Origin of the sequence: Buchnera aphidicola (Anoecia oenotherae) (genome assembly GCF_005080765.1) — a bacterium.
In the GTDB taxonomy this organism is placed as follows: domain Bacteria; phylum Pseudomonadota; class Gammaproteobacteria; order Enterobacterales; family Enterobacteriaceae; genus Buchnera_E; species Buchnera_E aphidicola_AB.
The window spans coordinates 12,239-36,577 of sequence record NZ_CP033012.1; the positions used below are offsets into that span (position 1 = coordinate 12,239).

The window sequence follows — 24,339 nt, forward strand, 5'->3', positions numbered from 1 at the left end:
TATTTCTAAATTTCATCTTTTACTAAATTAGTGAAAATTAGAAAAACAGTAAATATATTAATTATTATACTTTTTACTAGAAATAATTTGTTTTTATTTTACTTCATTAATTAATATACAAAACATAATTTATTACAATATTAAAGGCATAATAATATATATTAAATTAGAATCTGCCTTATCTTGAATATGAATATTATTAATAGGATTATTCAAAAAAATTATTATATTCTCTCCCAAAATAACATTTAATACATCCAACATATATTTTACATTAACTCCAAATTCTATAGGATTACCTGAATAATTAATTTCTATAAATTCTTTAGATATTTCATTAAAAGAATTTTTCGCAACTATAATTAATTTATTATCATTAATTGAAATATGTACTCCATTAAACTGTTCATCAGATAAAATCAAAGCTCTAGATAATATTAATTTTAATAACTTTGTGTTAATTTCTATTTTAGAACAAAAATTATTTAACACTAAATTAGTATAATTTGGAAATTTTCCATCAATTAGTTTTGATTTTAAAATTGTATTATTTACTTGTATAAAAATATTTTTATAATCGATATTAAAAACCATTGAACCTTTATTTTCCTTTACGATTTTAATTATTTCTAAAATAGCTTTTCTGGAAATTATAATAGAAAAATTAGATATGTTTAATTCTTTTTCTATACTTACTAGTGCCATTCTATGTCCATCTGTAGCAACCGTTTCTAATTTATTATCTTTATATAAAAAAAGCATTCCATTCAAATAATGCCGTATATCATTATTTCCCATAGAAAAAACTATAGATTCAACTAAATATCGAAACGTTTCTTTAGAAATAGAAAAATGGATGGATTTTTTTATATCTTTAAACAACGGAAAATTTTCTGAAGACATAGTACATAATTTAAAATAACTATTTTTATAATTTATAACAATTCTGTTACTATTTTTTTTAATTCTTATGCACATTTTTGAATCTTTTGGAAAAACTCTACATATTTCTAACAATTTACGTCCGGACGTAATAAATTCGAAGTTTAACGTACTTGAAAATGAATTAATTATAGAAGTTATTTCTATATCTAAATTGGTACTAATTAACACTAGTCTATTATACTGTAATTTTATTAATATATTTTCAATTACCACCATTGTTGGGTTTTTAGCAACAATGGATATGACTTTTTTTACTGAAGATAATAATAAGTCTCTATGTATAGTTAATTTCATATTTATAATAAAAGTAAACTCTTAATAATAATTATTGATAATTTAACATTTTTTTTTAACTAATTATAATTTGTTTTTTATACGAACAATTTTAACTATTACTTATACCTAGGTATTAAATACTTTTATATAAAATCTAAAAATCTACAAAAATATTGTATATGTTATAAACAGTTAATTTAAATCATATAAAATATATTTATTTATATAATGTTATTTATTATTAAAATAATTATAATGGTTATTAATATTTACTCTATTTTAAAATATTAAACATATTTATATAAATATATACATATTTTTTACATAGATAAATTAATAGTCCATATTCTGTATATTTTTTATATTAAACTCATATTTTTATACTTTTATATATATACAATATGCAGTATATTGTATTCCTAATGTATATATTTGAATATTTTAAAAAATAATAATTTTATTCAATTAATTAAATTAATTCATTATTTTTACTTATAAATAAAGTTATTAATTTTGTAAATTTTATATAGAAAATTTATTTTAAACATATGATACATCAGTCTTAATAATTAAAAGTTAATTTAATATATTTAAATTGTTTACATATAATTAATTTTCTAAATTATAGAAATATTTTTTTATTACTATAAATAAAAGTAGTATTAATAATACAACTTAAAGTTTAATAACTATTGTTTAATTCTAAAACTCTATAATTTATAATTAAAAATAACAATTAAATTATTCACTTATTAAATCAATTTTTTCTTAATATATATAATCAGTACATAAAATAATTTATTTTTAAGAAAATAAAAACAACTTTATTATCTCAATACACAACATACTCTAAATATTATTGGTTATATATCCTAAAAATAAATTGTTATAAATATAATTATGTCAATTTTTACAAAAATGTAATAATATTTATGTATAACTATATATTTAAAAAATATTAAACAATAAATATTCTTAATTGATGTAAATATATTCCTAGATATGCATTATATTGAATATTAATCATAATAGAACTAAAACATACATAACTTTTAAAATAACATTACTCAAAAAAAATATTACTTAATTTTCATATAAAAAAAGAGATAAAACTATGAAAAGAACTTTTCAACCTTCTATTTTAAAACGAAACAAAACACATGGATTTAGAAATAGAATGTCTACAAAAAATGGAAGAGCAATTCTGTCTAGAAGAAGATCAAAATCGCGTATTCAACTTACTGTTTCTTCTAAATAAAATTATTTTTTATGATTTTACTTTCCTTATCTAAACAAAAAAGATTATTAAAATCTATTGATTTTAATCGAGTTTTTTCTAATCACTATAGAGTAAGCAATAAAAAATTTAGTATTTTAGGATCTTTAAACAAACTTGGTTATCCTCGTTTAGGGTGTAGTATTAGTCGAAAAAAAATTAAACTATCTAATAAGAGAAATAATATAAAAAGACTAATTAGAGAAAGTTTTAGACTCATACAATATAAATTAATTTCTATGGATTTCGTAGTTGTAATTAATCAAAAAAATATACATAAACAGTCAAACCGTGATTTAATAAAAGCACTAAAAAATCTTTGGTTAAGGTATTGTTAAACATTAAAATTATAAATTAATTTCAATACACCTTACATTTTCTTATATTAATAAATACTATTTAAAAAAATGTATACAATTACATACTAATGTCATACACATTATAATTTATCAACTAAATAAACATATTATATATTTCACAAACTACTATAACAATAGTACTTTATACATATGTTAAGTTATATTATTATCTGTTCATAAAAAAGAGAACGTTTCTAATGCATTTAAAACGTAATATTTTTATTCTAATGTTTTTATGTATAATTTTATATTCTTTTCAAATATACAAAAATTATTTTTCTCAAAATTTTATAAAAAATAAAACAATATTAAACTATGAAAATAACATAACAAAAAAAAATACATGTATTTTAAAAAATTCGGAAAAAAAAAATATTATTTATCTTAAAAATGATGTTATTTGTGCTTCTATAAATACTATAGGAGGAAACATTGAAAAAGTATCTCTACTTAAATATAAAAAAGAACTAAACTCAAATAAACCGTTTGAATTATTAACAAAAAAATCAAATTTTATATACCAAGCAAATAGTAAAATAATAGGAAATGATAGCCCAGATAGTTCTATCAACTGTAAGGACAAACCAGTTTACAAAATAGATAAAAATTTTTTTTATTTAAAAAACTTAGATAAAAACAAAAAATATATACCATTAATTTGGGAAAGTAAAAATCATTCACTATATATTAAAACTTTTATCCTTAATAAAGGAGATTATAGAATAAAAGTAGAATATAACATATATAACTATAATAAAAATATAAATATATCTACACTTAATAAATTACAACAAAATATAAATATTCAAAATACAAATTTTAACTATAACTCTATCTTCTCTAAAAATACATATAGAGGATCAGCCTACTCTAGCGACATGCATAAATTTCAAAAAAAAAGTTTTGAAGATATAAAAACACACAATACTTCAATAATACATACAAAAAATGGTTGGATAGCTATGATTCAACAATATTTTTGTACAGCATGGATTCCTAGTAATAAAGAAAATAATATTTTTTTTAAAAAAACTATAAAAAAAAATCAAGTTTCTATAAATTGTCAGTCAGACTTAGTACCTATAAACAAAAATTTTTGCCATAAAATATCATCTTCATTGTGGGTTGGACCGGAAATTCAAAAAGAAATGAAGCATATAGCTCCATACTTAGACTTTACTGTAGATTATGGATATTTATGGTTTTTTGCCAAACCGTTATTTAAACTATTGAATTTCTTTTTCAAATTAGTTAATAATTGGGGTTGGGCTATTATTTTAACAACATTAACTATTCGAACTATAATGTATCCTTTAACTAAAGTTCAATATATCTCTTCAGAAAAATTCCGTTCATTACAACCAAAAATTGAAGAAATAAAAAAAAAATATAAAAATAATAAAAAAAAACTCAATGAAAAGATTATATCTTTATATAATACAGAACAAATAAATCCTATCAGAAGTTTTATTCCAACATTACTTCAAATGCCGTTATTTCTATCTCTGTATACTATGTTAGTAGCGTCAGTAGAACTAAGACATGCTAATTTTATATTATGGATTAATGATTTATCTTCTAAAGACCCATATTTCGTACTTCCAATCTTTATGGGATTAACTATGTTTTATATTCAGAAAATATCAAATACTAATAATTCAAATTCTATTCAATCAAAATATACTCTACTTATACCTATAATATTAACTTGCTTCTTTTTATGTTTCCCATCTGGTTTAGTTTTATACTATACAGTTAATAACTTAATCACAATTATTCAACAAAAATTTATTTTAAATAAATTAAAAAATTAATAATAAACTTATGTATAAAAATTAAATATTAATCTTATCTAAACAAAATAACTAAAAAATTTTATAAATATAAATTAACTAATTTAGTATTTATGGATACAAAATGACTAACTCAAAAACTATCATAGCTCAAATAACTCCAATAGGAAAGTCTGGCGTAGGAATATTGAGAATATCAGGAAAACAATGCAAGAAAGTAGCAAAACTAGTATTAAAAAAAATTCCCAAGGAAAGATATGCAGAATATTTAGATTTTTTAAATTATAACGGGAAAATCATAGATAAAGGAATCGCTTTATGGTTCCCATCTCCAAATTCTTTTACAGGGGAAGATACTTTAGAATTGCAAGGACATGGAAATCCTATAATATTAGATATGCTTATAAATACTATTCTTACGGTAAAAAATGTTCGAATAGCTCATCCTGGAGAATTTTCTAAAAGAGCATTTTTAAATGGAAAAATAGATTTAATACAAGCTGAAGCTATAGCTGATTTAATTAATTCTAATACTGAAGAAGCTGCTATTTATTCATTACAATCTATGACAGGTAATTTATCTGTTAATATTTCCAATATTACTAAATTAATAATAAAATTAAGAACTAAAATTGAAACCCATATAAATTTTTCTTATGAAGAATCCATTCCTATTGATATTAATAGTATTAATAATACTTTATTAAATATATTAAAGAAACTAAAAATGATTAAACTATCTGAAAATAAAGGAAGTTTGCTTCATGAAGGAATTCAATTAGCCTTAATAGGACCTCCAAACACTGGAAAATCTACGTTATTTAATCGATTATCACTAAACGACTCCGCGATAGTTACTGAAATAAAAGGAACTACTAGAGATATTTTACAAGAAAAAATAAATCTAAATGGTAACCTACTACACATTTTAGACACAGCTGGATTACATAATACAAATGATAAAGTAGAAAAAATAGGAATTAAGCGAACGTGGGAAAAAATTAAACAATGTAACTACATATTATTAATTTTAGACTGTAGTACATCTTACAAAAAAAATATATCTATTTATAATTCTATACTTAAATCTTCTATAAAAGAAAATAAAATTAGTATTATTATGAATAAATGCGACTTAATCAATAAAAAACCTGGAATGCACTATATTTCAAAATTAGGAAAATGTCTCTTTGTATCTGGAAAAAAAAATACAGGAATACACCATTTAAGATCACATTTACAAAAAATTATGACTAATAACATTTGTTCAGAAGGATTATTTATTTCTAAAAGACGACATTCTTATATATTAAATAATATCTTAGAATTTCTATCAGAAACAATTTATGCGTGGAAAAAAAATAAAAATATAGAACTCTTAGCAGAAGATTTAAGACTAATTCAAAAAAAATTAGGCAAAATAACTGGGGAATTTACTACGGAAGACTTGTTAGAATCTATATTCTCTACTTTTTGTATTGGTAAATAAATATATTTAAACAAATTTAAACTATATTTTCATATATCTATCTATAAAATGTACAACTATTTAAATATTTAAAATATTTTTTTAAACGTTTACCTATATAAATCAAAATTTTATCTACGTTTTTAAAATAATTATTTTATATAGTAATATACATATTTATTTTTTACAATGTAAAATTATTTATTAACATAAAACATTATTTACATATTAGTAAAAATAATAATTAATAATAATGTTTTATATTAAAACAAAATTTAAAATATGTTATTAAATAATAACTTTCGTTTCTTTTCGACTATTAATGATAGTTATTATTTTTATTAATTACTTAATAATTCAAATTAAATTTTTATGTAATTATTGATATAATCCATTATATGTAAGTATATGCAGTATACAAATCATTCTTTTATTTTATATAAAAAATAAAATTTATAATTATAAACATAAAAATGTTTCACAAAATTTAAAAAATGCCCGAAGGCGGAATTGAACCACCGACACGGGGATTTTCAGTCCCCTGCTCTACCGACTGAGCTATTCGGGCTATGTAATATATAACCATTAAACATGCTTACATGTCAATTAATAAATTTAAAATTTAACAATTTTTTTTAAATAACTGTTTTTAAGAAAATAATTTTTTTATTTCTGAATTATTCTATCCATGACAATATTATTAAACTTCTTTTTCAAAAAAATATATTTTTTTATATAAAATTTTAAAAACTACTTGAAAGTTTAATTTAGAATCCATATATCTACATTAGACATAAAGTATGTTTTAATAACATTTAATATCATTTAAAAATTTGGTAACACTATAGAATAGGAGAAAAAAAATGAACATTCGTCCATTATATGATCGAATTATAGTGAAACCTCAAGAAATCGAATCAAAATCAGCAGGTGGAATAGTTTTAACAGGATCAGCAGCAGGGAAATCTACTAGAGGAAAAGTTTTAGCTGTAGGAAAAGGTAAAATATTAGATAATGGAAACTTACAAAAACTAGAAGTAAAAGTTGGAGATACTGTTATTTTTAACGAAGGGTACGGATCCAAAACTGAAAAAATTAATAATGAAGATGTATTAATTCTAAATGAAAGTGACATATTAGCAATTGTAGAATAATTAACGTATAAAAATTTATACAATAAAACCAAATTTTTATTTAATTAAAATATTTTTATATTTTACATAACATGTAAAACAAATAAATTATTTATATAAGGAAAAATACTATGGCTGCTAAAGATGTAAAATTTGGAAACGAAGCAAGAATTAAAATGCTTCGAGGAGTAAATGTATTAGCAGATGCTGTAAAAGTAACTCTAGGACCAAAAGGAAGAAACGTAATTTTAGATAAATCATTTGGAGCTCCAAGTATAACAAAAGACGGAGTGTCTGTAGCTAGAGAAATAGAACTAGAAGATAAATTTGAAAATATGGGTGCTCAAATGGTTAAAGAGGTTGCATCGAAAGCAAACGACGCTGCTGGAGATGGAACAACTACTGCTACATTATTAGCACAAGCTATAGTAAATGAAGGTTTAAAAGCAGTAGCAGCAGGAATGAATCCTATGGATTTAAAAAGAGGAATAGATAAAGCTGTTATTAATGCTGTAGATGAATTAAAATCATTGTCTGTTCCTTGTTCTGATTCTAAAGCAATAACACAAGTTGGAACTATATCAGCAAATGCTGATGAAAAAGTTGGATCTTTAATTGCCGAAGCTATGGATAAAGTAGGAAATGATGGAGTTATTACAGTAGAAGAAGGAACAGGATTACAAAACGAATTAGAAGTAGTTAAAGGAATGCAATTTGATAGAGGTTATTTATCTCCATATTTTATCAATAAACCTGAAACAGGAATAGTAGAATTAGATAATCCATATATTTTAATGGCAGATAAAAAAATATCTAATATTAGAGAATTACTACCTATATTAGAAGCTGTAGCAAAATCAAGTAAACCTTTATTAATTATTTCTGAAGACCTAGAAGGAGAAGCTTTAGCTACTTTAGTAGTAAATTCTATGCGAGGAATAGTAAAAATAGCAGCAGTAAAAGCTCCTGGTTTTGGAGACCGTAGAAAATCTATGCTGCAAGATATTTCTATTCTAACTTCTGGATCTGTGATATCTGAAGAATTAGCTATGAATTTAGAAAAAACTACACTAGAAGATTTAGGTCAAGCAAAACGAGTGGTTATAACCAAAGATACTACTACTATTATCGGCGGAATCGGTAAAAAATCCGACATTAAAAATAGAATAGCTCAAATAAAGCAAGAAATTCAAGAAGCAACTTCTGATTATGATAAAGAAAAATTAAATGAAAGACTAGCTAAACTATCTGGTGGAGTAGCAGTATTAAAAGTAGGAGCTGCAACAGAAGTAGAAATGAAAGAAAAAAAAGCAAGAGTTGAAGACGCATTACATGCTACTAGGGCAGCAGTAGAAGAAGGTGTAGTACCTGGTGGTGGAGTTGCTTTAGTTAGAGTTGCACAAAAAATATCTAAAATATCTGGTCAGAATGAAGATCAAAACGTAGGAATAAGAGTGGCTGTAAAAGCAATGGAAGCGCCTTTAAGACAAATTGTCTCTAATTCAGGTGAAGAACCATCTGTCGTAACTAATAACGTAAAAGATGGAAAAGACAATTACGGATATAATGCAGCTACTGATGAATATGGAGATATGATTAAATTTGGAATATTAGACCCTACAAAAGTTACTAGATCGGCATTACAGTATGCTGCTTCTGTAGCTGGACTAATGATTACAACAGAATGTATGGTCACTGATTTACCAAAAGAAGAAAAATCAGATATAAGTTCTCCTGCCGCTGGTGCTGGAATGGGTGGAATGGGCGGTATGATGTAATTATTTCTCGTTCTCAACCAATATTGATATATAAATACTACATATATTGTTGAGAACGAGTTTTTAATCTTTTACATATTTCCACACGATAAAAAATCCTTAGGATTATTAATAAATGTCAGAAAATTATACAGCTAAATTTAAACAAGGCACTAAAATAGTTTTAAATAATGAACCATACATAATAATTAATAGCACATTTGTAAATCCAGGAAAAGGACAAGCATTCGTTAGAATAACACTCAAACAACTTTGTAATGGAAAAAAAATAGAAAAAACTTGTAAAAATACTGATTCATTACCTATTGCTAACATAAAAAACATTATAGTATATTATTTATACAAAAATTATAAATCATTATTTTTTATGGAAAAAACTAATTTTGAAGAATATTCAATAGATAGAAAATTATTAAAAGAAAATGAAAAATGGATTATACCTGAAACAGAATACCAAGCTACCATTTGGAACGAAAAACTTATTACAGTAATTCCGAATAATTTTATAAATTTATATGTTGTTCAAACTAGTCCATACTATAAAAAAAAATCTATTACTTCAGGAAATAAATTAGCAAAATTAAATACAGGAGCAACTATCAAAGTTCCATTATTTATTAAAACAGGAGATAAAATTAAAATAGATACTAGAAGTTCTCAATATGTTTCAAGAATAAAATAATAATTGATATAGAAAAAATAAAAATATGTTTATTTTCTATAACATTTTTTTATTTTATGTAAAATAAAAAAATGAAACTAATATTTTTTCTCATTAACAAACTGTCTATAACTATCCCATTCAAAGTTTAACCATAATCCATTACCTAATCTCATTCTATCTATTACTCTCTCTCCTAAAAGCTGCTGCATTCCTCTATAATCTAAATTAGATAACATACCAGTAGAACGTTTTGAAGAAGATCGTCTATCCACAATTTGATTAATAATTACTTTTTCATATCTTGATTCTATTTGCATTCCTATTTCATCAATCATTAACAGATCTACAGTACTTAAGTTATGTAATAAATTTTCTTCAGTAATCCTACTATATCCATTGAAAGTTCCTTTCATATTTGACATTAAATCCGCTACAGTTACAATAAGAACTGATTTTCCACTTACAATCAAATAATTACCTATAGCAGAAGCTAAATGATTTTTTCCGGTTCCAGGTCTTCCTGAAAATATAAAACTAGCTATGTTTTTATTAAATTCTTCAGCATACCGTTTAGCAGCAACTAAAACTCTTTTATGCCCGTCATGTTCAACTTGATAATTTTCGAAAGAACAATTAATATATAGTTCTCTTATTCCAGATTGAATTAAAGCTTTTTTAAATCTTAACGTATTATTCCTTTCTAAAATTGTATTAGAAGACAAAATTCCTTCTTTTTGATTCCAACAAAATAGTTCCTTATCAGTTTTAAATTTAGGTTTTACATGTTCAGGTACTATCTTTTTTAATCGTGTCAAAAAACTAATATTCTTTTTCATTATTTTTCTCTAAAACCAATTGGAACCTCATTGCTCAAATAAGACTCTTTTTCAAAAATACTTTTTTCTTTTTTTTCTAATATAAAACTCTTATTCCTGCTATAGTCTAAACTTTGTGCTAATTTTTGCTGCCACTGTATATGGTAAAAATAACGTCCTTCTGCTTTCCAATAAGAAACAAAAAAAGATAATTCTGATTCCGTGACAGGAGTAATCAGATTAATTCCCCAAATTAGCGATTTTTTTATAAAATTGTCATCAGGAACCCACTCATCGTACATTTTAAATTTTTTTTCAACTGTAAAAAAAGGCACACTTTTCTTTTTTTCAAAATCTATTAATAATTTTTTACTGTTTCTTACTGACTCTGAAAAATACTCTTTATATGTTATAGATACTAACTTATTTAACAAACTAGCAGAAACTACATACATAATCGGTTTATTTTTTTTTATTTCAACAATACCCGATTCATTTCCCAAACGTAAATATTTTTTAGGATCTTTACAAAAAAGTTCAAATGTTACTATATTTGACACAATCAAATTAATTGACATCTAATATTCCTATATAAAAACTAATCTTTTTAAATTAACAACGAATATATAAGCTATATATTACATTTTTAGATACTTTATTCTTATATAAAATCCAGCAGTTTGGTATAATTAAATTAGTATTAATATTTTCTCGTTCTATATATATATATGACTTTTTTTTTAACCAATTATATTCCTCTAATAAATTTATTATCATTTGAACTAATCCTTGATAAAAAGGAGGATCAACGAAAACAATATCAAACTTTTTTTTTATATTTCTTTTTCTTAACCAAATGGTAGAATTAATACAAATTGTTTTTATATTACTTATTGAAATTAATCGCAAACATTTTTTTATATTATTTACTAAATTTTTATTAATTTCAAGAGATGTAACGCTCTTTGCTCCACGAGATACAGATTCTATACTCAAGGCTCCAGTTCCAGAAAAACAATCTAAACAAACAGAATCTTGAATAACTATATTTAACCAATTAAAAAGAGTTTCTCGCATATTACTAGTCGTCGGTCTTAAATTATACGAAAACGAAGGTAGTTTAATTATTCTAGAACGGAATTTTCCAGAAATAATTCGTATTTTTTTAGGATATTTTTTAAAATTTTTTAAAATTTTTAATTTTTTCATAAAATACTTTAAACATATAAATTATTAAATATAAAATCTTAAATGTATCCCATATAAAATAATAAATCTATACTACATAAGGATATTTATGTCTAAAAAAAACTATAATAATTTTTTTTCTTGGTTATGGTATAAAAAAAAAAAAAATAATAATAAACCAGAAGAAAACCAAAAACAAAATAAACAAGAAGAAACAACAAAAGATGGAATAAAAATTTCAAAAAATACGATTATTATAAAAAAAAGAAACAAAATAACAGAAAATGAAATAAAAAACAAAAATATACAAAATTTAAATAATAATAATCAAAAACAATCAATACAACTTACTCAACCCTCTAATAAAACATTAGATAATCAAAAACAAAAACTATCTACTACATCGCTGAATAATAACATTTATAAAAGTATAAAAAATAAAAAAAATGAACACAGATATAATAACGTATTTCAATCATTACAATTTTCTTTAAAAAAAACAAAAAATTATTTAGAAAAAAAAATAAAAAAAATTTTCTTTTCTAATCAAGAAAACAATCATTTATTCGAATCCATTGAAGAAATGCTATTATTATCCGATTTTGGAGTAAATACTACTGCTAATATTATTAAATCCTTAAAAAAAGAAATACATAAAAATAATACTGCTGATAAATCTGAAATTTTTCTTATTCTAAAAAAAATTCTACTAAATATTTTGAATAAATCTTCAGAAAAAAAAACAAAAATAAACCAAAAAAAACCAAAAATAATATTAATAGTAGGAGTTAATGGAGTAGGGAAAACTACTACTATTGGAAAATTAGCATATAAATTAAAAAAATCAGGAAATTCAATAATGTTAGCTGCAGGAGATACTTTTAGAGCTGCAGCTGTAGATCAATTACAAATTTTTGGAAAAAAAAATAAAGTGCCAGTTATTTATAATAGAATAGGAACTGATCCTTCTGCAGTTATTTATGACTCTATTCAAGCTGCAAAAGCAAAAAAAATAGATGTTTTAATCGCCGATACTGCAGGCAGATTACATAACAAACAACATCTTATGGAAGAATTAAAAAAAATCATTAGAATAATAAAAAAATATAATCTATCATCTAGCCCTGAAATTACTTTAGTAATAGATGCATGTAGTGGACAAAATACACTACAACAAGTGAAATTATTTAATAATACAATTAATGTTAATAATATTATCGTTACTAAGTTAGACGGAACAGCAAAAGGAGGAATTATATTTGCTATATCTGATCAATTCTCTATTCCTATTAATTATCTTGGATTTGGAGAAAAAATTTATGATTTACAAGAATTTAATAAACAAAAATTTATTGAATTTTTATTTGAAAAAAATAAAAATTAACACTGATTTTTTTAAAAATACTTTTATTTTTTCAAAATTTATAAATATAAAAAATTATTTCTTTAATACATCAATTCGCAATGTGCCAAACAAAACTATAAATATAGTGTATTATTATACTTATATAAAAAACTATTAACTATCTAAAAAATACTATATGACAAAAAAATTTACACTATTATCAAATCCGAATCTAGGTAATCTTGATTCTTATATTAGATCTGCTAACTTGTGGCCTATGTTATCATTACAAGAAGAAAAAGAATTATCTAAAAAATTTTTCTATCTTAAAGATTTAGAAGCTGCAAAAATTTTAATTTTATCTCATTTAAGATTTGTTATTCATATTGCTAGAAATTATTCTGGATATGGATTACTTCAAGCAGATCTAATACAAGAAGGAAATATTGGTTTAATGAAATCTGTTCGAAGATTTAATCCAGAAATAGGAGTCAGATTAGTGTCTTTTGCAGTACATTGGATAAAATCTGAAATACATGAATATGTATTACGAAATTGGAGAATAGTAAAAGTAGCTACAACAAAATCTCAAAGAAAACTATTCTTTAATCTTAGAAAAAATAAAAAAAGGCTAGGTTGGTTTAACTCTAAAGAAATAGAAATAGTAGCCAATGAATTAGGTGTAAGCGTGGAAGATGTAAAAGAAATGGAATCAAGAATGTCTGCACAAGATGTAGCGTTCAATACTCTACCTGAAGAAGAATACGGTGATATAAAAACAAAATCTATTCTTCCTCATTTAAAAGATAATAGTTCTAACTTTGCAAATACAGTAGAAAAAGATGATTGGGAAAAACATGCAGTAAACAAATTAAGCAATGCTCTTTTAAAATTAGACGAACGTAGTCGATATATTATTCATGTAAGATGGTTATATGAAAAAAAATTAACATTACAAAAAATAGCTAACGACTATGGTATATCAGCAGAAAGAGTTCGACAACTCGAAAAAAATGCTATTAAAAAGCTAAGAAACGAAATAAAAGACTAAAAGACACCACAATTATAAATTTTAATGTAGAAAAAAATAATAAAACACACATATTCCATTTTATTATTAATAATAAAATAATAAACGATTTATAAATAAAAAGTAAATTAGAGTTAAATTAATAAAACATAATTTATTATGTTTTATATAAATGTGTAAATAACTACATTTATGTATTTATATATTTAATGTAATTATATATATCAATATATGATTAATATGTATTGTATATTTTAGACAAAAATCTATTTATTTTAAATTAAAAAATTTACATTTTTTAAACTAAAATTTATTTAACTTTATAAATATATATATAAGTTAACTAATTTCTTATTTATAATTAATGATACATATATACAAAAATATATAAAAGTTAAAAATAAAAATTTTACATTTCATAAAACAATTAATTAATATGTAAAAATAAAATTACGTTTAAATGTATAATTAAACATTAATTATACAACTATATAATATTTACTTAATTGTTTACATTAATATCCAACATATATGATCAATCAAGTTACTTGTATCTATTCTTTATAAAAAAACGTATTACTACTTTTTACAATGTTTAACTGCTTTATTTTTTTAACTAAACGTAAATAATTTTCTTAAATTAGTTTTTTTTATTAACTAGTATAATTTATACAACTACTAAAACATTTTATTTTTTTTTATTTTTCACTATTAACTTTAAACTATTAACTATTAACATACGTTAATATACATATATTGTAGATGTAAAATGTTTTTTTAATTTCTTCTAAAACACTACATGTATATGTAATAGATTATATCATTTTATTAAAAAAATATTAATTCCTCAATAATTAAAATTAATTAATATTAATTTAATCACTTAAACAAAAAGAATAGAAAATTATATAATCTATAATATAGACTTTTTTAAATTATATCTAATACGGAATACTAAAAATATATTAGTACTAACAATAAATAAACAAATTAAAAATTAATAAAACTATATGTATAATTTTTAATTATTAAAAATTTTTTTTATTATAAAAATCTTTATTATAGAAGAGTAATATCATAAAAAATTAAAAAGGAAAAATATGACTACTATTTTTACTCATACACTAGGATTTCCTAGAATTGGAACTAATAGAGAACTTAAACAAGCTCAAGAAAAATACTGGAGTAAAAAAATTACAAAAGATGAATTATTTTCTACAGGAAAAAAAATTCGAATAAATAACTGGAAAAAACAAGCAGAACTTGGAATTGATCTTATCCCTGTAGGTGATTTCTCATGGTATGACCATGTTTTAAATACAACTATGCTGCTGGGAAATATTCCAGAAAGATTTAAAAATAAAAATAACACTATTGATATTGATACTATATTTAAAATTGCTAAAGGTTATCAATCTAAAGATAAACATATTGTTCCATCAGAAATGAAAAAATGGTTTAATACTAACTATCATTATATAGTTCCTGAATTCACAAAAAATAGCAGTTTTACTTATTCATGGAAACAACTTATAGAAGAAGTAGACGAAGCTATTGAACTAGGTTTTAATGTAAAACCAGTGATATTAGGGCCCATATCCTATTTATGGTTGGGAAAAGAAAAAGAGGAAAATTTTCATCGTTTAGATTTACTTGCAAAAATTTTACACGTGTATAAAAATATAATTTCTAAATTAGAAAAAAGAAAAATAAATTGGATACAAATAGAAGAACCTATACTTACATTAGACCTTTCAGAAAAATGGTTAAACGCATTTAAATTCTCTTATGAATTTATGAAAAATTCTAAAAAAATATTATTAACTACCTATTTTGGAAGTATATTTCATAATATAGAAACTATTAAAGAACTACCTGTGCAAGGATTACACATTGATATTACTAATAAAAATTATAATATTGATTTGTTATGTAATAATATACCAAAAAAATGGCTTTTATCATTAGGAGTCATTAACGGAAGAAACGTTTGGAAAACAAATTTAAATTCAACTATTAATACAATTAATTTAATCAAGAAAATTAAAAAAAATATTTGTATAGGTACTTCATGTTCATTAATCCATGTTCCAATTGATCTTTCAGTAGAAACTAAAATTAGCAAAATGGAAAAAAGTTGGTTATCTTTTGCTTTAGAAAAATGTCATGAATTATTCTTACTAAAAACAGCTTTGATTACCAATAACTATTCATTGTTAAAAGAATGGAGTAAACCTGTTCTTTCTAGAACACAACTAAACAAAAATATAAAAAAAGAAAAAGAAGAAGTAATATTAAAAATAAAGAAAAATAATAAATACCAAAAATCTCCATATTCTATTAGAAGTTTAGAACAAAAAAAATGCCTAAAATTACCTATTTTACCAATAACAACTATTGGATCTTTCCCTCAAACTGACTCTATTAGACAATTAAGACTTGACTTTAAATTAAAAAATATTAGTAGTAATGATTATGAAACAAAAATCAAAGAAAATATAAAAAAAATAATTTCATTTCAAGAATCTTTAAACATTGATGTATTAGTACACGGAGAAGTAGAAAGAAATGATATGGTTGAGTATTTTGGTGAACAACTGAATGGATTTTTAATTACATCTAATGGTTGGGTTCAAAGTTACGGTTCAAGATGTGTTAAACCTCCAATTATCATAAGTGATATATCACGTCCTAAACCAATGACTGTAAAATGGATGAAATATGCTCAATCTTTAACAAAAAAACCAATAAAAGGAATGCTAACAGGTCCAGTTACTATTTTATGTTGGTCTTTTGTAAGAGATGACATTAAAAAAAGTCAAGTTGCTTATCAACTAGCTTTAGCTCTACAAGATGAAGTTCTAGATTTAGAAAAAATAGGAATAAATATTATTCAAATTGATGAACCTGCTTTAAGAGAAGGATTACCTCTAAGAAAAAAATCGTGGGAAAATTATTTAAATTGGGCTACTGAATCTTTTAGGTTAACTTACTATAAAACTAAAAACAAAACGCAAATTCACACACACATGTGTTACTGTGAATTTAACGACATTATACAAGCTATTATTAAACTAGACGTTGATGTAATTACTCTTGAAACTTCTAGATCTGATATAAAATTGCTAAAATTATTTCAACAACATAACTATATCAATGAAATAGGACCTGGATTTTATGATATTCATTCCTCTACCATTCCTACTGTAAAATCAATTCAATCAAACTTAGAAATAGCATTAAAATATATTTCTATAAATAGATTATGGGTTAATCCAGACTGTGGATTAAAAACAAGAAACTGGAAAGAAATAAAACAGTCTTTAGAAAATATAGTAACTGCAACAAAAAATGTACGAAAAAAAAATAAACCAATAAATTAAAAAATTCATTAAAAATAAAAATAATAAAAAGTATACTAATTTTAATTAGTATACTATTTATTATTTTGTACTAAAATAGTTAATAATTATTAAATTCATATTTAATACTCATTAAAACTTACAATCTTAGTTATAAACTAAATTTTTATACAAAAATAAAATATCACCAGTATGTTTATTTTTAATAATAAACAATTTAAATAACTTTAAAAAAAATCCTAATGCCTAAAATTTCTCTCTTGAGTAAAAATCATAGATATATTACTTTCGTTTGCCGAACGAATAACTTCATCATCTCTGATAGAACCTCCAGGTTGAATAATACAAGTTATACTATTTTTAGCAGACAAAGACACACAATCCTTGAATGGAAAAAAAGCATCTGAAGCTAAAACAATATTTTTAAATTTAATATTTGTATTTTTTATTTTATTAATAGCTATTTTTACAGCATCTATTCTACTAGATTGTCCAGAACCAATTCCAATTGTAGAACCATTAAAAATACATACAATACCATTCGATTTTAAAAACTTACAGACTAACCAAGCAAATCTTGCATCTTTCATTTCTTTTTCACTTGGAATTCTTTTTGTAACTATATTCCATTTTTTATTTATATTTACGGTTTTTTTTTCTTGCAACAATAATCCTCCATTTACTGATCTTATTTCAAAAAAAATGTTTTTTTTTAAATTTTTCTTATAAATCAATACCCTAATATTGTTTTTAGATGATAATATTTTTTTTGCAGAAATAGTAATTTCTGGAGCTAATATAACTTCTACAAAAGAATTTTTTATTATTTTCTCAACAACAATTTCGTCTAACAAACAATTAAAAGCAATAACACTTCCAAACGCCGATACTGGATCACATTTATATGCTAAAGAATAAGCATCAACTGCAGACGAACCTATTGATACGCCACATGGAGTACCATGTTTAATAATAGCGCAAACTGGTTCTTCAAAACTAGTAACGCATTCTAATGCTATGTCTCCATCATATATATTATTATATGATAATTTTTTACTACCTATAATCATATTTTTGTTACTTAAACTATAATCAGATGAATTAAAAGAATACAAAGCTGCTTTTTGATCTGGATTTTCTCCATAACGAAGATCATCTACTTTTTTAAGTTTTAAATTAATATCTTCTTTAAAAACACGTTTATCTTTTTTGCTATTTAATACTGCTTTTTTAAAAAAATCCAAAATATTTAATTCGTAATCAGAAGTATACTCAAAAGCTTTAGTAGCTAATTTTATATTAGTTTCTAAAGACAACATATTATTTTTATTGCTATCTAATTCTTTTATTACTTGGTCATAATCATTTGTATCAACTAAAACAGTAACAAACTTATAATTTTTAGCTGCTGATCTAATCATAGCTGGACCACCTATATCTATTTTATCAACAACCATATCTATAGTACATTTACTATTTAAAATTAAACTATCTAAAGGCAAAAAATTAACGATAACCATATCAAATAATATCATTTTGTATTTTTCTATAACATTATTATCTATCCCTCTTCTAGATAAAATTCCTCCATGAATCATAGGATGTAACGTTTTTACACGTCCATTCATAATCTCTGGAAAATGTGTATAATCTGTTAATTCTATTGAATGAACTCCAAATTTTTTTAATTTGTGATACGTTCCTGTAGTTGTATAAATAGTATAATTTCTTTTTTTTAATTCTCGACAAAATGTTCTTATATTTGATTTGTTATATACACTAATTAAAGCATTTCTTTTTTTTTTTAAATCAATCATTATAATTCTAATAAACCTCTGATATTGTAATATTTTATATTTTTTTAAATTAAATATTACATTTAATAATAGTACATATATTTTAATGTTATGTATTGTAAAATATAATTTTTAATTAAAATTTATTTTTTTAAAATAAAACGAAAATTAACTAATTCATTCTTAAAAAGAAAAATTAATACACAAAATCTATTTATATGAATTTATTTTATAGCTATTCTAAAAGCTTTTCCTGAAATAAAAGTAGGTACTTTCGTTGCTGCAATATTTATTTTTTCTCCTGTTTGTGGATTTCTACCTATTCTAGCTGCTCTATTATGTACTTTAAAAGTACCAAAACCTGCTATTTGAACATTTTTTCCATTTTTTAAAGAAAGAACAATAGTTTTTAACATAGATTCTAAAATTTTTTTTACCTGTACTTTAGATACATTTGTCTCTTCTGAAATAGAACTTGTTAATTGAGTTTTATTCATAACCTTCTCCTCAATACTTTATTTTCAATGAATAATTCAAAGTTTAATTAAATCATTTCCTTTCTTTTAAAATAAAAACTAATAAAACTTATTTTTTCTTTTTATTTTATGGTAATTTTTTATAAAAAATATTTTATTTTTTTAATATAAAATATTTTTATACAATCAATTCAATTGTACATGACTAACATACTTAAAAACTTAATAAAAATATCAAATTAAAGAACTATAACACTACTTAAAAAAAATAAATATACTTTTTTAAGCCTAAAAACATGTTATATATATTTTATATTAGTTTTAAACTTGAAAATAATACTTTTTATTTTTTTAAAGTTGCATTTAACATTTCCGATAAATTAGCTGATGCTTCTTCCGCGCTTATATGTAAAGAAACAGGTTTTTTACTATTCTTTTTTAATTTTTTCTTTTTATTTAATCTATCCTTATGATATGCATATCCAGTTCCAGCTGGAATTAATCTTCCAACAATTACATTTTCTTTTAAACCCCTTAATTCATCTTTTTTCCCCGCAACAGCTGATTCAGTTAAAACTCGTGTTGTTTCTTGAAAAGAAGCAGCAGATATAAACGATTCTGTAGCTAATGATGCTTTTGTAATCCCAAGTAAATTTCTAGAAAAAGAAATAAGTTTTTTACACTGTTTCTTTAATTTTCTATTTTCTATTTTTATTCTAGAATATTCAACTTGTTCTCCTTTTAAAAAATCAGATTCTCCATTATCTACAATAGTTGCTTTTCTCAACATTTGACGAACTATAACTTCAATATGTTTATCATTTATTTTAACACCTTGCAATCTATATACTTCTTGCACTTCATTAACTATATATTGAGTTACTGATTGCACTCCTCTTAACCTTAAGATATCATGAGATGATTCCGGACCGTCAGATATAATATCTCCCTTTTTTATTCTTTCTCCTTCAAAAACATTCAACTGTCTCCATTTAGGTATCATTTCTTCATGTTTTTCATCTAAATTCGCCGAAGTTATTATTAGTCTTCTTTTACCTTTTGTTTCTTTTCCAAAAGATATAAAACCACTAATTTCAGCTAAAATCGCTAATTCTTTTGGTTTTCTTGCTTCAAAAAGATCAGCTACTCTAGGTAAACCTCCGGTAATATCCTTTGTTCCCCCTGACTCTTGCGGTATTCTAGCTAACGTATCTCCTGAAGTAACATATGATTTATTATTTAACTGAATAATAGACTTTCCAGGTAAAAAATACTGTGCTGGAATATCTGTTCCAACTATAAATACATCCTGATTATTTATATCTAAAATTTTTAAAGCAGGACGTAAATCTTTTCCTGTTAAAGGACGTTCAGAACTATCTAATACTACTATAGATGTTAATCCTGTTAATTCGTCTGTTTGTCTAGTTACACTTTGACCATCAATAATATCTACAAATTGAACATATCCATTTACTTCAGTTATTACAGGTATAGTATGAGGATCCCATTTAGCAATAATATCTCCAGACATAACTGGTTCTTTATTTCCTTTAAATAAAATTGCACCATAAGGAACTTTATAACTTTCTTTTACACAATTAAACTGATCAATAACATTAAGCTCTGCATTTCTAGATGTAATAATTATTTCATTAAAAGAATTTTTTACAAAACTAGAATAATGTAAATTTACTACTCCACTATGCTTTACTTGTATACTTGATTCAGTTGCTGAACGTGAAGCTGCTCCACCTATATGAAATGTTCTCATTGTCAACTGAGTTCCTGGTTCACCAATAGATTGAGCTGCTATTACTCCTATTGCTTCTCCTTTTTTTACTAAGAATCCTCTAGCTAAATCTCTTCCATAACAATAAGCGCAAATACCAAAATCAGTTTCACAATGCACTACTGATCTAACTTTCACTCTATCTATAGATTTTTTTTCTAATAAATCACATATTTCTTCATTTAAAAGAGTATTTCTATACACCAAAATCTGCAAAGAATTTGACATTAGAATATCTTCAGCAATTACTCTTCCTAAAACTCTTTCTCTCAACGTTTCTTTTATTTCTCCTCCTTCTATGACTGGACTCATTATAATTCCTTCGTAAGTGCCGCAATCATCTTCAGTAACTACTAAATCCTGTGCTACATCTACTAATCTACGTGTTAAATAACCTGAATTCGCTGTTTTTAAAGCAGTATCAGCTAAACCTTTTCTAGCTCCATGAGTAGAAATAAAATATTGTAATACATTTAATCCTTCTCGAAAATTTGCTATAATTGGAGTTTCTATAATAGATCCATCAGGCTTAGCCATTAATCCACGCATTCCTGCTAATTGTCTAATTTGAGCAGCGGAACCTCTAGCTCCAGAATCAGCCATCATAAAAATGCTATTAAAAGATGTTTGGTTTATTACTTGATTGTTTTTATTGCTAACTTTCTCATTTGATAAGTTTTTCATCATAGCAACAGCTACTCTCTCATTTGCTGAAGCCCATATATCAATAACTTTATTATATCTTTCACCAGATGTCACTAATCCTGCTTGAAACTGATCTCTTATTTCTAGTACTTCATTTTCTGCATCTAAAATAATATTCTGTTTTTCTTTAGGAATAACCATATCGTCAATTCCAACAGAAGCTCCAGACCGAGCGGCATAAAAAAACCCAGTATACATTATTTGATCAGCAAACTTTACTGTATCTTTCAATCCTAAAATACGGTAACAACTGTTCAACATTGCAGAAATTAAATTTTTCCCTAATGTTGTATTAACTGTAGAATAAGGTAATCCCTTAGGAACTATCATCCATAATATAGCTCTTCCTATAGTAGAATCATAAATAGTTGTTTTCTTTATAAATTTATCTTTTTTATCTTTTATATGCTCAACAATTCTTACTTTTATAGATGCATGTAATTCGGCTGATCCGGTACTATATGCTATTTCAGCTTCTTCTGGACCTGATAATACCATCCCTTCTCCTTTTCCATTTATTTTTTCTCTAGTCATATAGTATAATCCCAAAACAACATCCTGAGAAGGAACTATAATAGGTTCTCCGTTAGCTGGAGATAAAACATTATTAATAGACATCATTAAAGAACGTGCTTCTGACTGAGAATCTATTGTTAATGGAACATGAACAGCCATTTGATCTCCATCAAAATCTGCATTATATGCAGCACAAACTAAAGGATGTAACTGTATAGCCTTTCCTTCTATTAAAATTGGTTCAAATGCTTGTATCCCAAGTCTATGTAGAGTTGGAGCTCTATTTAATAATACCGGATGTTCTTTTATTACTTCATCTAATATATCCCATACTTCTGGTTCTTCTCTTTCTACCATTTTTTTTGCTGCTTTTATAGTAGCAGCTAAATTTTTCTTTTCTAACTTTCCGTAAATAAAAGGCTTAAACAATTCTAATGCCATTTTCTTCGGTAAACCACATTGGTTCAAATGTAAATAAGGTCCAACAGTAATTACTGATCTTCCTGAATAATCTACTCTTTTACCTAATAGATTTTGACGAAATCTTCCTTGTTTTCCCTTTATCATATCTGCTAAAGATTTTAATGGTCTTTTATTAGATCCTGTTATAGCTCTACCTCTTCTTCCGTTATCTAATAAAGCATCAACTGCTTCTTGAAGCATTCTTTTTTCATTTCTAACAATAATATCTGGAGCTGATAAATCTAATAACCGTTTTAAACGATTATTTCTATTAATAACTCTTCTATACAAATCATTTAAATCAGAAGTAGCAAATCTTCCTCCATCTAATGGAACTAACGGTCTTAAATCAGGAGGAAGTACTGGTAATACAGTTAAAATCATCCATTCTGGCTTATTTTTTGATTTTATAAATGATTCTAATAATTTTATTCGTTTAGTAATTTTTTTTCTTTTAGTTTCCGAATTTGTTTCACTAATTTCATTGCGTAAATCTTTACATACCGCTAATAAATCCATTGTTTTTAATAAAGATTGTATAGCTTCAGCTCCCATATTTGCACAAAATTCATCACCAAATTCTTCTAAAGAATCTAAATATTGCTCTTCACTTAAAATTTGTTTCTTTTTTAAAGAAGTAATACCATTTTCAATTACTACATAAGACTCAAAATATAATACCCTTTCAATGTCCCTTAATGGCATATCTAATAAAAGACCTATACGCGATGGCAGTGATTTTAAAAACCAAATATGTGCAATAGGAGAAGATAATTCAATATGACCCATTCTATCTCGTCTAACTTTACTTTGTGTAACTTCTACTCCACACTTTTCACAAATTACTCCGCGGTGTTTCAAACGTTTGTACTTACCACATAAGCATTCGTAGTCTTTTATTGGTCCAAAAATTCTAGAACAAAAAAGACCATCTCTTTCTGGTTTAAACGTGCGATAATTTATTGTTTCTGGTTTTTTAACTTCTCCAAAAGACCATGATCTAATCATATCTGGCGAAGAAAGTGCTATTTTTATAGAATTGAATTCTTCAACTTTAGTTTTAACCTTGAGAAATTTTAATAATTCTTTCACTAATTAGCTCCTAATGGAGTAAAATATTTAAAGAAAATAAATACAAAATAGCTTGTCTTAATAATTTA

At 23.9% G+C, this 24,339-nt stretch carries 17 protein-coding genes and 1 tRNA gene; 10 read left to right on the forward strand and 8 right to left on the reverse strand.

The features are described from left to right. Window positions 1–132: 132 nt before the first annotated feature. Entirely contained in the window at window positions 133–1,239 is a 1,107-nt protein-coding gene (gene dnaN / locus D9V65_RS00055; RefSeq protein ID WP_158341564.1) for a DNA polymerase III subunit beta, read from the reverse strand. 1,096 nt (window positions 1,240–2,335) lie between these two features. Between dnaN and rpmH the strand changes: the two genes are divergently transcribed. From rpmH to mnmE, 4 genes are all read left to right on the forward strand, one after another. After that, complete coding sequence (rpmH, locus tag D9V65_RS00060; RefSeq protein WP_158341565.1) at window positions 2,336–2,479, forward strand: 50S ribosomal protein L34; 144 nt, start codon at window positions 2,336–2,338, stop codon at window positions 2,477–2,479. An 11-nt stretch (window positions 2,480–2,490) separates the two neighbouring features. Next, window positions 2,491–2,835 (forward strand): ribonuclease P protein component, encoded by a 345-nt coding sequence (gene rnpA / locus D9V65_RS00065; RefSeq protein WP_158341566.1) that lies wholly within the window; start codon window positions 2,491–2,493, stop codon window positions 2,833–2,835. 218 nt (window positions 2,836–3,053) lie between these two features. Next, window positions 3,054–4,670, forward strand: a complete 1,617-nt coding sequence (yidC, locus tag D9V65_RS00070; protein WP_158341567.1) for a membrane protein insertase YidC — start codon at window positions 3,054–3,056, stop codon at window positions 4,668–4,670. Window positions 4,671–4,773: 103 nt separating this feature from the next. Continuing rightward, a complete protein-coding gene (mnmE, locus tag D9V65_RS00075) occupies window positions 4,774–6,138 on the forward strand; it encodes a tRNA uridine-5-carboxymethylaminomethyl(34) synthesis GTPase MnmE (protein ID WP_158341568.1) in 1,365 nt (454 codons plus the stop codon). A 474-nt stretch (window positions 6,139–6,612) separates the two neighbouring features. Here the strand turns inward: mnmE and D9V65_RS00080 are convergent. Further along, a tRNA-Phe gene (locus tag D9V65_RS00080) sits at window positions 6,613–6,685 on the reverse strand. Between the two features lie 295 nt (window positions 6,686–6,980). On the opposite strand from D9V65_RS00080, the gene D9V65_RS00085 reads away from it, so the two are divergent. From D9V65_RS00085 to efp, 3 genes are all read left to right on the forward strand, one after another. Continuing rightward, window positions 6,981–7,271, forward strand: coding sequence for a co-chaperone GroES (locus tag D9V65_RS00085; RefSeq protein WP_158341569.1), 291 nt, complete (start codon window positions 6,981–6,983; stop codon window positions 7,269–7,271). Window positions 7,272–7,381: 110 nt separating this feature from the next. Next, a complete protein-coding gene (groL, locus tag D9V65_RS00090) occupies window positions 7,382–9,028 on the forward strand; it encodes a chaperonin GroEL (protein WP_158341570.1) in 1,647 nt (548 codons plus the stop codon). A 115-nt stretch (window positions 9,029–9,143) separates the two neighbouring features. Then, window positions 9,144–9,710 (forward strand): elongation factor P, encoded by a 567-nt coding sequence (gene efp / locus D9V65_RS00095; RefSeq protein ID WP_158341571.1) that lies wholly within the window; start codon window positions 9,144–9,146, stop codon window positions 9,708–9,710. 77 nt (window positions 9,711–9,787) lie between these two features. Here the strand turns inward: efp and dnaC are convergent, their stop codons facing one another. Genes dnaC through rsmD form a run of 3 tightly spaced genes read right to left on the reverse strand, consistent with a single transcriptional unit; the run spans window position 9,788 to window position 11,716 of the window. Next, a complete protein-coding gene (dnaC, locus tag D9V65_RS00100; protein ID WP_158341572.1) occupies window positions 9,788–10,528 on the reverse strand; it encodes a DNA replication protein DnaC in 741 nt (246 codons plus the stop codon). Continuing rightward, window positions 10,528–11,085, reverse strand: a complete 558-nt coding sequence (locus D9V65_RS00105) for a DnaT-like ssDNA-binding domain-containing protein (RefSeq protein ID WP_158341573.1) — start codon at window positions 11,083–11,085, stop codon at window positions 10,528–10,530. Before D9V65_RS00105 ends, dnaC begins: the two co-directional genes overlap by 1 nt. Window positions 11,086–11,119: 34 nt before the next feature. Then, entirely contained in the window at window positions 11,120–11,716 is a 597-nt protein-coding gene (rsmD, locus tag D9V65_RS00110) for a 16S rRNA (guanine(966)-N(2))-methyltransferase RsmD (RefSeq protein ID WP_158341574.1), read from the reverse strand. A gap of 88 nt (window positions 11,717–11,804) precedes the next feature. Here rsmD and ftsY point away from each other — a divergent pair, with 88 nt between their 5' ends. The 3 genes from ftsY (at window position 11,805) to metE (ending at window position 17,453) form a co-directional block, all read left to right on the forward strand. Next, window positions 11,805–13,079: a signal recognition particle-docking protein FtsY gene (ftsY, locus tag D9V65_RS00115; protein WP_158341575.1), complete on the forward strand. Its 1,275-nt coding sequence runs from the start codon at window positions 11,805–11,807 to the stop codon at window positions 13,077–13,079. Window positions 13,080–13,236: 157 nt separating this feature from the next. After that, entirely contained in the window at window positions 13,237–14,091 is an 855-nt protein-coding gene (rpoH, locus tag D9V65_RS00120) for an RNA polymerase sigma factor RpoH (protein ID WP_158341576.1), read from the forward strand. Window positions 14,092–15,170: 1,079 nt separating this feature from the next. Beyond that, on the forward strand, window positions 15,171–17,453 hold the full coding sequence (metE, locus tag D9V65_RS00125; RefSeq protein WP_158341577.1) for a 5-methyltetrahydropteroyltriglutamate--homocysteine S-methyltransferase: 2,283 nt from the start codon (window positions 15,171–15,173) through the stop codon (window positions 17,451–17,453). Window positions 17,454–17,671: 218 nt separating this feature from the next. Here the strand turns inward: metE and purH are convergent, their stop codons facing one another. The 3 genes from purH to rpoC form a co-directional block, all read right to left on the reverse strand. Then, entirely contained in the window at window positions 17,672–19,249 is a 1,578-nt protein-coding gene (gene purH, locus D9V65_RS00130; RefSeq protein WP_158341578.1) for a bifunctional phosphoribosylaminoimidazolecarboxamide formyltransferase/IMP cyclohydrolase, read from the reverse strand. A 203-nt stretch (window positions 19,250–19,452) separates the two neighbouring features. Next, the gene (locus D9V65_RS00135) at window positions 19,453–19,725 is read right to left on the reverse strand and encodes an HU family DNA-binding protein (RefSeq protein WP_158341579.1); all 273 of its coding nucleotides are present in this window, start codon (window positions 19,723–19,725) and stop codon (window positions 19,453–19,455) included. A 322-nt stretch (window positions 19,726–20,047) separates the two neighbouring features. Continuing rightward, a complete protein-coding gene (gene rpoC / locus D9V65_RS00140) occupies window positions 20,048–24,271 on the reverse strand; it encodes a DNA-directed RNA polymerase subunit beta' (protein WP_158341580.1) in 4,224 nt (1,407 codons plus the stop codon). Window positions 24,272–24,339: the final 68 nt, after the last annotated feature.

Excerpts from the sequence above, each read along its gene's own strand:
- groL (WP_158341570.1), top strand. The coding sequence starts at position 7,382 with ATGGCTGCTAAAGATGTAAAATTTGGAAACGAAGCAAGAATTAAAATG.
- rpmH (WP_158341565.1), top strand. The coding sequence starts at position 2,336 with ATGAAAAGAACTTTTCAACCTTCTATTTTAAAACGAAACAAAACACAT.
- yidC (WP_158341567.1), top strand. The coding sequence starts at position 3,054 with ATGCATTTAAAACGTAATATTTTTATTCTAATGTTTTTATGTATAATT.
- metE (WP_158341577.1), top strand. The coding sequence starts at position 15,171 with ATGACTACTATTTTTACTCATACACTAGGATTTCCTAGAATTGGAACT.
- rpoH (WP_158341576.1), top strand. The coding sequence starts at position 13,237 with ATGACAAAAAAATTTACACTATTATCAAATCCGAATCTAGGTAATCTT.
- ftsY (WP_158341575.1), top strand. The coding sequence starts at position 11,805 with ATGTCTAAAAAAAACTATAATAATTTTTTTTCTTGGTTATGGTATAAA.
- rnpA (WP_158341566.1), top strand. The coding sequence starts at position 2,491 with ATGATTTTACTTTCCTTATCTAAACAAAAAAGATTATTAAAATCTATT.
- purH (WP_158341578.1), bottom strand. The coding sequence starts at position 19,249 with ATGATTGATTTAAAAAAAAAAAGAAATGCTTTAATTAGTGTATATAAC.
- dnaC (WP_158341572.1), bottom strand. The coding sequence starts at position 10,528 with ATGAAAAAGAATATTAGTTTTTTGACACGATTAAAAAAGATAGTACCT.
- efp (WP_158341571.1), top strand. The coding sequence starts at position 9,144 with ATGTCAGAAAATTATACAGCTAAATTTAAACAAGGCACTAAAATAGTT.
- dnaN (WP_158341564.1), bottom strand. The coding sequence starts at position 1,239 with ATGAAATTAACTATACATAGAGACTTATTATTATCTTCAGTAAAAAAA.
- D9V65_RS00105 (WP_158341573.1), bottom strand. The coding sequence starts at position 11,085 with ATGTCAATTAATTTGATTGTGTCAAATATAGTAACATTTGAACTTTTT.
- mnmE (WP_158341568.1), top strand. The coding sequence starts at position 4,774 with ATGACTAACTCAAAAACTATCATAGCTCAAATAACTCCAATAGGAAAG.
- D9V65_RS00135 (WP_158341579.1), bottom strand. The coding sequence starts at position 19,725 with ATGAATAAAACTCAATTAACAAGTTCTATTTCAGAAGAGACAAATGTA.
- rsmD (WP_158341574.1), bottom strand. The coding sequence starts at position 11,716 with ATGAAAAAATTAAAAATTTTAAAAAATTTTAAAAAATATCCTAAAAAA.
- D9V65_RS00085 (WP_158341569.1), top strand. The coding sequence starts at position 6,981 with ATGAACATTCGTCCATTATATGATCGAATTATAGTGAAACCTCAAGAA.